Raw genomic sequence first — 8511 nt, 5'->3', positions numbered from 1 at the left:
CTGGAAGAAAGCCGCGCCGAACAGCGCGCCGAGGTCATCGCCAACCTGACCGAAGGCCAGACCGTCGAGGGTGTCGTCAAGAACATCACCGAATACGGCGCATTCGTCGATCTGGGCGGTGTCGACGGCCTTCTGCACGTCACCGACATGGCATGGCGCCGCGTCAACCACCCGTCCGAGATCCTGTCGATCGGCGAGACCGTCAAGGTCCAGGTCGTCAAGATCAACAAGGACACCCACCGCATCAGCCTGGGCATGAAGCAGCTTCAGGCCGATCCGTGGGATACGGTTTCCTCGAAATTCCCGATCGGCTCGGTCCATACCGGCCGCGTGACCAACATCACCGACTACGGCGCCTTCGTCGAGTTGGAGGCCGGTGTCGAAGGCCTGGTCCACGTTTCGGAAATGTCCTGGACCAAGAAGAACGTGCATCCGGGCAAGATCGTCTCGACCAGCCAGGAAGTCGAGGTCATGGTGCTGGAGATCGACGAGGCGAAACGCCGCGTCTCGCTGGGCATCAAGCAGACCCAGCGCAACCCGTGGGAGGTTTTCTCGGAAACCCATCCCGCAGGCACCGTCATCGAGGGCGAGGTCAAGAACATCACCGAATTCGGTCTGTTCGTGGGTCTCGAAGGCGATATCGACGGCATGGTCCACCTGTCGGACATCTCGTGGGATGCGCGTGGCGAAGATGCGATCCAGGACTTCCGCAAGGGCGACATGGTCAAGGCCGTCGTGCAAGAGGTCGATACCGACAAGGAACGCATCAGCCTGTCGATCAAGGCGCTGGAAAACGAAGCGATGGCCGAGGCCGTTGATGGCGTGAAGCGCGGCGATGTCGTGACCGTGACCGTCACCGCCATCGAAGACGGCGGCGTCGAGGTGGAATACAACGGCGTCAAGTCGTTCATCCGCCGCAGCGATCTGGCCCGCGACCGCCAGGACCAGCGCCCCGAGCGTTTCCAGGTCGGCGACAACGTCGATGCGCGCGTCACCAACATCGACAGCAAGACCCGCCGTCTGGGCCTGTCGATCAAGGCGCGCGAAATCGCCGAGGAAAAGGAAGCCGTCGAGCAATATGGTTCGTCCGATTCGGGCGCCTCGCTGGGCGACATCCTTGGCGCCGCGCTGAAGAACCGCAACTGATGCAAAGCGCAGGCCGTCCTTGCGGATGGTCTGCGAAAAACCGCTGATCCCGGCGCGATATTGCCATCGCGCCGGGATTTTCTTATGCAATGACAATATTTTGTGCGGCCCGGCCGGCGAATCTATGCAACCCTGTCGCTTACCGCGCGTTCGTTGTTTGCTTCATCGAGAAAGAACACTATGTTCGTCTCTCCACAATGCTGAGTGGCAAGGATAAACCATGATCCGTTCCGAGCTGATACAGAAGATCTCCGAAGAAAATCCCCATCTGTTCCAACGCGACGTCGAACGTATCGTCAACACGGTTTTCGAGGAAGTCATCGCCGCAATGGCGCGCGGCGACCGGGTCGAGTTGCGCGGTTTCGGGGCCTTTTCGGTCAAGAAACGCGATGCGCGGACGGGGCGGAACCCCCGCACCGGCGACGCCGTGCAGGTCGAGGAAAAGTTCGTTCCCTTCTTCAAGACGGGAAAACTGCTTCGCGACAGGTTGAACGGACAGGCCGAATAGGCGAGATTGGGCCGCGTCCCGAACCTTGAGGCTGTCCCATGCGCGTGATCCGTCTGGCTTTTGTCATTCTTCTGGCTGTGATCCTGATCAGCATCGCGATGGCCAATCGCGGGATGATCACCATCGGCCTGCTGCCCGCCAACCTGGGACAATACCTGGGCGGCACCTGGTCTGTGACCCTGCCGGCTTTCCTTGCGCTGTTCCTGGCGATCCTGTTCGGCGTGCTGATCGGTTTCATCTGGGAATGGTTGCGTGAAGCCTCGATCCGGACCGAGGCCCGCCGCCGCGCGAACGACGTCGCCCGGCTGGAACGCGAGGTCGCGCAACTTCGCGATGCCCATGCCGCGCCAAGCGACGACGTGCTGGCGATCCTGGACAACGGCACCCCGGCGCGCCCCGTGCCCGTGGCGACCGTTCCCGCGACCCGTCCTTGAGCGCAGCCGTCAAGATATGCGGGCTGAGCGACGCGGATTCGGTCCGCGCCGCCGTCGCGGCTGGCGCGCGTTTCACCGGCTTTGTCTTTTTCCCGAAATCCCCGCGCCATGTCACGCCGCAACAGGCGGCGGCGCTTGCGGGACATGTGCCGGCGGGCGTGGCCCGTGTCGGCCTGTTCGTGAACCCCGGCGACGGTGCGCTGCGCGAGGTTCTGACGCACGCGCCGCTGGACGTGATCCAGCTTCACGGGGACGAGACCCCGCAGCGGGTGGCCGAGGTCAAGGCCCTGACCGGCCTGCCCGTGATGAAGGCGGTCGGCGTGGCGGGTCCCGCCGATCTGGACCAGCTTTGGGATTTCGGCCTTGCCGCCGACATGCTGCTGGTCGATGCCAAGCCCATGCCCGACGCCGATCTGCCCGGCGGCAACGGCATCGCCTTCGACTGGCGGTTGCTGGTGGGGCGGCGCTGGCTGCGCCCCTGGCTGCTGGCCGGGGGGCTGACCCCCGACAATGTGGCCGAGGCGATTCGGTTGACCGGGGCGCCTGCCGTCGATGTGTCCTCGGGCGTCGAATCGGCGCCGGGGGTGAAGGACCACGGCCTGATCCGCCGCTTCATCGACCAAGCCCGAGGAGCAGCCCCGTGAACCCCGAGCGCGAGACCCTCGCCTTCCGTCCCGCCCGCCGGGACGAAGTGCCTGCCATCATGGCCCTGCTGGGCGACGACATCCTGGGCAAGACCCGCGAACAGGCCGACCCCGCCATCTACCTTGCCGCCTTCGACGCCATGCGGTCCGAGGGTGTCAATCAGGTCATCGTCGGCGTGGTCGGCAAGGAAATCGTTGCCTGCTATCAGCTTACCTTCATCTCGGGCCTGTCGCTTTCGGCCACGCGCCGCGCGCAGGTCGAAGGCGTCCGCGTCGCCCGCACCCACCGCGGGCAGGGCATCGGCGAGGCGATGTTCCGCGATGCCGAGACCCGTGCCCGCGCCGCCGGATGCGGGCTTTTGCAGTTTACCACGAACAAGAGCCGCGCGGATGCGCAACGCTTCTACGACAGGCTCGGCTTTACCCCTTCCCATATCGGATATAAGAAGGCTATCTGACCGAGTTGCAGGGAAAAATCATGGCCGACGACATTCCGAACAGCCTCATGAACGGCCCCGACGAACAGGGGCGCTTCGGCATTTTCGGGGGCCGTTTCGTCAGCGAGACGCTGATGCCGCTGATCCTGGACCTGCAGGCGGAATACGACCGCGCCCGCAACGACCCTGCCTTTGCGGCCGAGATGGAGGCGCTGCGCACCCATTACGTCGGCCGCCCCAGCCCGCTTTATTTCGCGCCGCGGCTGACCGAACGGCTTGGCGGCGCCAAGGTCTACCTCAAGCGCGAGGAACTGAACCACACCGGCAGCCACAAGATCAACAACGTGCTGGGGCAGATCCTGCTGGCGCGCCGCATGGGCAAGACCCGGATCATCGCGGAAACCGGCGCGGGTCAGCACGGCGTCGCCACCGCGACCGTCTGCGCGCGCTTCGGGTTGAAATGCGTGGTCTACATGGGCGCGACCGATGTGGAACGGCAGGCGCCCAACGTCTTCCGCATGCGCCTTCTGGGGGCCGAGGTCGTGCCCGTGACCAGCGGTCGCGGCACGCTGAAGGATGCGATGAACGACGCGCTGCGCGATTGGGTGACCAATGTGCGCGACACCTTCTATTGCATCGGCACGGTCGCCGGGCCACATCCCTATCCGGCGATGGTGCGCGATTTCCAGACCATCATCGGCCATGAAACACGCCAGCAGATGATGCAGGCCGAGGGGCGCCTGCCCGACAGCCTTGTCGCCGCGATCGGCGGCGGCTCGAACGCGATGGGGCTGTTCCATCCCTTCCTCGACGAGCCTTCGGTGCGCATCATCGGGGTCGAGGCGGGCGGCAAGGGCGTGGATGCCCGGATGGAACATTGCGCCAGCCTTTCGGGCGGGCGTCCCGGCGTGCTGCACGGCAACCGCACCTACCTGTTGCAGGATGCCGAGGGGCAGATCCTCGAAGGGCATTCGATTAGCGCCGGGCTGGACTATCCCGGCATCGGTCCCGAACACGCCTGGCTGAAGGAACAGGGCCGCGCCGAATATGTCAGCGTCACCGACGATGAGGCGCTGGCCGCCTTCCAGCTTCTGTGCGAGACCGAGGGCATCATCCCTGCGCTGGAACCCAGCCACGCGCTGGCGCAGGTCGCCAAACTCGCGCCCGGCCTGCCGCGCGATCACCTGATGGTCGTCAACCTGTCGGGCCGGGGCGACAAGGACATCTTCACCGTCGCCCGCCATATGGGCGTCGAGATCTCGGGCTGACGTAGGCCGGGGCGGACCCTTCCGCGCTATCGCCGAAGCTGTCCCGGTCCCTTTCCCGTCCATCGCTTCAGGGCCTTGCGGAAACTGGCGGCGTCGCTGAAGCCGAGCAGCATGGCGATGTCCATCGTGCCCATTCGGGTCGTCTTCAGGTATTCGATGGCCAGCGAACAGCGAACGTCGTCCATGATATGGCGATAGGTCGTCCCCTCGGCCTCCAGGTGGCGGCGCAATGTCCGGGTGGTCATGTTCAGGCTGTCCGCGACGGATTCCATCGACGGGAATTCGCCCGGATGATCCATCAGGGTGCGATAGACATAGCCCGACGTCCCGGCGGATGACTTGGCGCTGCCGATCAGCCGGTCGCAGGTTTCCTGCACAAGCGCGGCGGTCAGGCGATGCGCCATCTGCGACTTGTGGTCCAGAAGCGCGGCATCATAGATCAGCTCGAACTCGGGCTGATCGAAAAGGCAGGGACATGCGAGATAGCCGGAATAGAGATCCGCATGTTCCGGTGCGGGATAGGTGAAGCGCGCTTCGAGCGGCGGGCAGCTTCGTCCGGCCACGTCCTCGAGATGCGTGACATGCAGGCTGAACTGCTGCTCGATCAGGAAGCGCCGCAGGTTCTGCGACGGATTGGTGACGAACATGTCGGGAAAGGTCCAGACAACGGTATCGGGGTTTTCGGCCCATTCGATGGAAAGGGGCGGTGTGGCCAGCCGGCGGTATTGGACGGCCAGCCTGAAATAATCGCGCAGCGTCAGGCAGGACAGCAGCGCATAGCCATACATGCCATAGGCCGAGACATGCAGCCGCGCCCCGACCTCGAAGGGCGTGGCGGCGTTGCAGCCCAGCGTTATCGCGTTCATGCAGACGATCATGTATTGGCGCACCGAGGTCAGCGCATATGGGTTGCCGAGTTCGTCGGCGCTTACCCCGCTGCCCCGCAGGCTGTCCCTGGCGGGAATGCCCTGTTCGGCCAATACCTCGACCAGCGCGCCGATCTTGTAGGGGGCGTAGATGCGTTCATCGGGGGACGGCAGCATGGATCGCGCGGAAGTCGTCATAATGTCCTCTTGAGACATGTTCATGTCCGGTCACGAACTTATGCGGATGACCCTAGCCCGTTAACATATCGGCTGCAATCGCGCTGCCGGACGGTATCCCGGCAGCGGGTCGGCGGGGGGAGATGACGGAGGAGGAGAGACGGCGCCGGTGCGCCGGGACCTGAACCGCGAGAACCCCCGATGACCCAAGGGCAGCGGCCCCGGCAATGGCCGGGCGCATATACGAATGGAGGAGGCATCAAATGCTGATTGCATTGTTGTTCTGGGGGGCGAGCATCGTGTTCTGCATCGCGCTCTCGCTTTGGCTGTGCCGAAAGATCGAGGCATCCGGCGTGCGCCGCTGGGGCGCGACCGGCAACCTTTTGCGTTATGAGAGGAAAGACGGATGACCATCTGGCATTACATCATCTTCGGCGGCTACATGGTCTTTCTGTGCTGGGGCTGCATCAAGAGCCTGGGGCAGGTCGAATCGCTGTCCGACTTCACCACCGGCGGCCACCGCATGGGGCTGCTGCTGGGGGTCGGCACCTCGGTCGCGACCTGGGTCAGCGTGGCCTCGGTCATGGGCGTGCCGGGCCAGCTTTACAGCACCGGCGTAGCGGCGATCATCGGCTGGGTGGCGGGCTGGTTCCTGGCCACGGCGCTGATGCCGCTGCTGGCCTGGAAGGTGCGCCGTCCCGAACTGCCCGCGCGGACCTTCCCCGAATTCATCCGCATGCGCTTCGAGCCGTTCGTACGTATCAGCAACCTGCAACTGATCGTCGCGGTGCTGATGTTCATCGGCTATTTCATCTTCTGCCATCTTCAGGTCGTGGGCTTCGGCATCGTCTTCAACACGATCACCGGGATCGACTATGAATATGCGATCTTCGCCTTTCTTGCGGTCCTGCTGCTGACCTCGATCGGCGGCTTCTGGTCGGTCGCGGCCACCGACATGCTGAACGCGCTGATGATTCTGGTCGGGCTGCTTCTGGCCACCGGGACGATCCTCTATTCGACGGGTGGCATCGGGTCGATCATGGATGCTGTCGCGACCACCACCGCGCCGACCAATATCGGTGGCCCGCCGCTGGAACCGGGCATCCTGCTGACGCCCGCCGGCACCTTCGGCTGGTCGGTGTTGATGGGCATCTTCATGGCCAACGCGCTTGGCGCCGCGGTTGCGCCGCATTGGATCAACCGCTTCATGGCGCCCCGCAACAGCAAGGCGGCGGTGCTGCAAATGATGTGGACGCTGGTCGCGCTGATCCCGATCTTTGCCTGCCTCATCATCATCGGTCTTGGCGCCAAGGCGCTGATCCCCAGCCTGCCCGAAGGACGCAGCACCGACTATATCATGCCGCTGATCGTGCAGGATTACGCGCATCCCTTCATCGCAGCCATGACGCTGATCGCGCTGCTGGCGGCGGCGGTTTCGACGGCGAACTCGATGTTGCTGAATTGTGCGACCTCGATCTATTACGATGTCTATCGCTCGTGCTATCCCGAACGCGAATTCGACGACGCCCGCGCCACGCGCCAGTTGCGCTATTCGGTGATCGTGCTGGGTTTCCTGTCGGTGGTCAGCGCGATCAAGCCGCCGCTGTTGCTGGCGATGGGCTTCACCTATGTCTATGGCGCCTTTGGCGCGGCCTTCATGTGGCCGGTCTGGCTGGGCCTGTTCTGGAAGCGGATGAACCGCGCGGGCGCCTATGCGGGCATCATCGTGGGCGCGGCGACCTTCATCGTGGCGCGGGTCATGGGGGCGGACAACCCCTTCCTGATCGGTGCCGCCCTGTCGCTGGTCGCGACGCTGATCGCGGTCTACCGCACCGCGCCGCCCCCGAAAGAGGCCTATGAGGCCTATTTCGACGCCGATGTCAGCCCCTCGACCCGCGCCGTCGCGCTGCGTATCCGGCGCGAGGCCAACAAGGCGCATGAGACCGCCGCCCCCACACAGGAGGCCAGGGCATGAGAGCCGCAATCATCGGTGCCGGATCGCTCGGCACCATCATCGGGGCGTTGATGACCAAGGGCGGCCACCCGGTCGACCTGATCGACACCAACCGCGAACATGTCGATGCGTTGAACAGCGTCGGCGCGCGGATCACCGGCGAGATGGACCTGCTGGTCCCGGTCCACGCCCTGACCCCCGACGAGATGGAGGGCCAGTATGATCTGGTCTTCCTGCTCAGCAAGCAGACCGCCAACCAGGCCGTGCTGTCGCATCTGCTGCCCTTCCTGCATGAGGACAGCACCGTCTGCACCTTGCAGAACGGCATCCCCGAGCCTTCGGTGGCGGCGGTCGTGGGGCAGGGGCGCACCATCGGCGGCGCGGTGGGCTTTGGCGCGACATGGATCGGACCGGGCGTGTCCAGGCTGACCACCACCGCCGAGGCGGTCGCGAAGTTCGCCTTCGAGATCGGCGAGATGGACGGGGTGATGCGTCCGCGGCTGGCCACGACGCAGGATTACCTGTCCTGCGTCGGGCGGACCGAGCTGCTGGACGACCTGATGGGCATCCGCTGGTCCAAGGTGCTGATGAATGCGACCTTCAGCGGCATGTCGGCGGCGCTTGGCTGCACCTTCGGCGAGGTCATGGACGATCCGCGCGCGCTGCTTTGCGTGGCCTTCATCGCGGATGAGACGGTGCAGGCCGCCCATGCGGCGGGCCATCCTATGGCCCCGATGCAGGGCGAGGATTTCGAGCGTTTCGCCCTGGCCTCGCCCGCCTCGGTCCCGGATGTGCTGCCGCTGATCCACAAGATCTGGACCCAGCACCGGCAGTTGCGCGCCTCGATGTTGCAGGACCTGGAAAAGGGCCGCGATACCGAGATCGGCTTCATCAACGGCATCGTCTGCCGGACCGGGCGCGAACACGGCGTCGCGACCCCCTTCAACGACCGCGTGGTCGAACTGGTGGCCGAGGCGCAATCCGCCCGCAGCGTGCCCGATTTCGCGAACATCGACCGCTTCGACGACCTGCTGCGCCCGCATCGGGCGCTGCTCGATTCCCTTTCGTAAGGAGACC

At 64.7% G+C, this 8511-nt stretch carries 10 protein-coding genes; 9 read left to right on the top strand and 1 reads right to left on the bottom strand.

Annotated elements, in window-relative coordinates; genetic code table 11:
* From Q0O97_RS14750 to trpB, 6 genes are all read left to right on the top strand, one after another.
* Nucleotides 1–1146 (top strand): 30S ribosomal protein S1 (locus tag Q0O97_RS14750; RefSeq protein WP_294930908.1); only part of this gene is annotated, 1146 nt, incomplete at its 5' end.
* Nucleotides 1147–1366: 220 nt separating this feature from the next.
* Complete coding sequence (ihfB, locus tag Q0O97_RS14745) at nucleotides 1367–1654, top strand: integration host factor subunit beta (RefSeq protein ID WP_294930905.1); 288 nt, start codon at nucleotides 1367–1369, stop codon at nucleotides 1652–1654.
* A 38-nt stretch (nucleotides 1655–1692) separates the two neighbouring features.
* Entirely contained in the window at nucleotides 1693–2088 is a 396-nt protein-coding gene (locus tag Q0O97_RS14740; RefSeq protein WP_294930902.1) for a LapA family protein, read from the top strand.
* Nucleotides 2085–2732 (top strand): phosphoribosylanthranilate isomerase, encoded by a 648-nt coding sequence (locus Q0O97_RS14735; RefSeq protein ID WP_294930899.1) that lies wholly within the window; start codon nucleotides 2085–2087, stop codon nucleotides 2730–2732. The genes Q0O97_RS14740 and Q0O97_RS14735 overlap by 4 nt, the downstream gene beginning before the upstream one ends.
* Nucleotides 2733–2791: 59 nt before the next feature.
* The gene (locus tag Q0O97_RS14730; RefSeq protein WP_294930914.1) at nucleotides 2792–3190 is read left to right on the top strand and encodes a GNAT family N-acetyltransferase; all 399 of its coding nucleotides are present in this window, start codon (nucleotides 2792–2794) and stop codon (nucleotides 3188–3190) included.
* Between the two features lie 20 nt (nucleotides 3191–3210).
* Nucleotides 3211–4437: a tryptophan synthase subunit beta gene (gene trpB, locus Q0O97_RS14725; protein ID WP_294930896.1), complete on the top strand. Its 1227-nt coding sequence runs from the start codon at nucleotides 3211–3213 to the stop codon at nucleotides 4435–4437.
* A 26-nt stretch (nucleotides 4438–4463) separates the two neighbouring features.
* Here trpB and Q0O97_RS14720 read toward each other — a convergent pair whose 3' ends face one another.
* On the bottom strand, nucleotides 4464–5501 hold the full coding sequence (locus Q0O97_RS14720) for an AraC family transcriptional regulator (RefSeq protein WP_294930893.1): 1038 nt from the start codon (nucleotides 5499–5501) through the stop codon (nucleotides 4464–4466).
* A 242-nt stretch (nucleotides 5502–5743) separates the two neighbouring features.
* Here Q0O97_RS14720 and Q0O97_RS14715 point away from each other — a divergent pair, with 242 nt between their 5' ends.
* The 3 genes from Q0O97_RS14715 to Q0O97_RS14705 are packed head-to-tail and all read left to right on the top strand — an operon-like array spanning nucleotide 5744 to nucleotide 8504.
* A complete protein-coding gene (locus Q0O97_RS14715; RefSeq protein WP_294930890.1) occupies nucleotides 5744–5890 on the top strand; it encodes a hypothetical protein in 147 nt (48 codons plus the stop codon).
* The gene (locus tag Q0O97_RS14710) at nucleotides 5887–7455 is read left to right on the top strand and encodes a sodium:solute symporter family protein (protein ID WP_294930886.1); all 1569 of its coding nucleotides are present in this window, start codon (nucleotides 5887–5889) and stop codon (nucleotides 7453–7455) included. Before Q0O97_RS14715 ends, Q0O97_RS14710 begins: the two co-directional genes overlap by 4 nt.
* Complete coding sequence (locus tag Q0O97_RS14705; protein WP_294930883.1) at nucleotides 7452–8504, top strand: ketopantoate reductase family protein; 1053 nt, start codon at nucleotides 7452–7454, stop codon at nucleotides 8502–8504. The genes Q0O97_RS14710 and Q0O97_RS14705 overlap by 4 nt, the downstream gene beginning before the upstream one ends.
* Nucleotides 8505–8511: the final 7 nt, after the last annotated feature.

Origin of the sequence: uncultured Paracoccus sp., assembly GCF_945915435.1 — a bacterium.
GTDB lineage: Bacteria > Pseudomonadota > Alphaproteobacteria > Rhodobacterales > Rhodobacteraceae > Paracoccus.
This window is presented reverse-complemented; position numbering and strand designations above follow the sequence as displayed.

Coding starts and splice junctions, on each gene's coding strand:
- ihfB (WP_294930905.1), top strand. CDS start 1,367: ATGATCCGTTCCGAGCTGATACAGAAGATCTCCGAAGAAAATCCCCAT.
- Q0O97_RS14720 (WP_294930893.1), bottom strand. CDS start 5,501: ATGACGACTTCCGCGCGATCCATGCTGCCGTCCCCCGATGAACGCATC.
- Q0O97_RS14715 (WP_294930890.1), top strand. CDS start 5,744: ATGCTGATTGCATTGTTGTTCTGGGGGGCGAGCATCGTGTTCTGCATC.
- Q0O97_RS14705 (WP_294930883.1), top strand. CDS start 7,452: ATGAGAGCCGCAATCATCGGTGCCGGATCGCTCGGCACCATCATCGGG.
- Q0O97_RS14710 (WP_294930886.1), top strand. CDS start 5,887: ATGACCATCTGGCATTACATCATCTTCGGCGGCTACATGGTCTTTCTG.
- Q0O97_RS14740 (WP_294930902.1), top strand. CDS start 1,693: ATGCGCGTGATCCGTCTGGCTTTTGTCATTCTTCTGGCTGTGATCCTG.
- trpB (WP_294930896.1), top strand. CDS start 3,211: ATGGCCGACGACATTCCGAACAGCCTCATGAACGGCCCCGACGAACAG.
- Q0O97_RS14730 (WP_294930914.1), top strand. CDS start 2,792: ATGGCCCTGCTGGGCGACGACATCCTGGGCAAGACCCGCGAACAGGCC.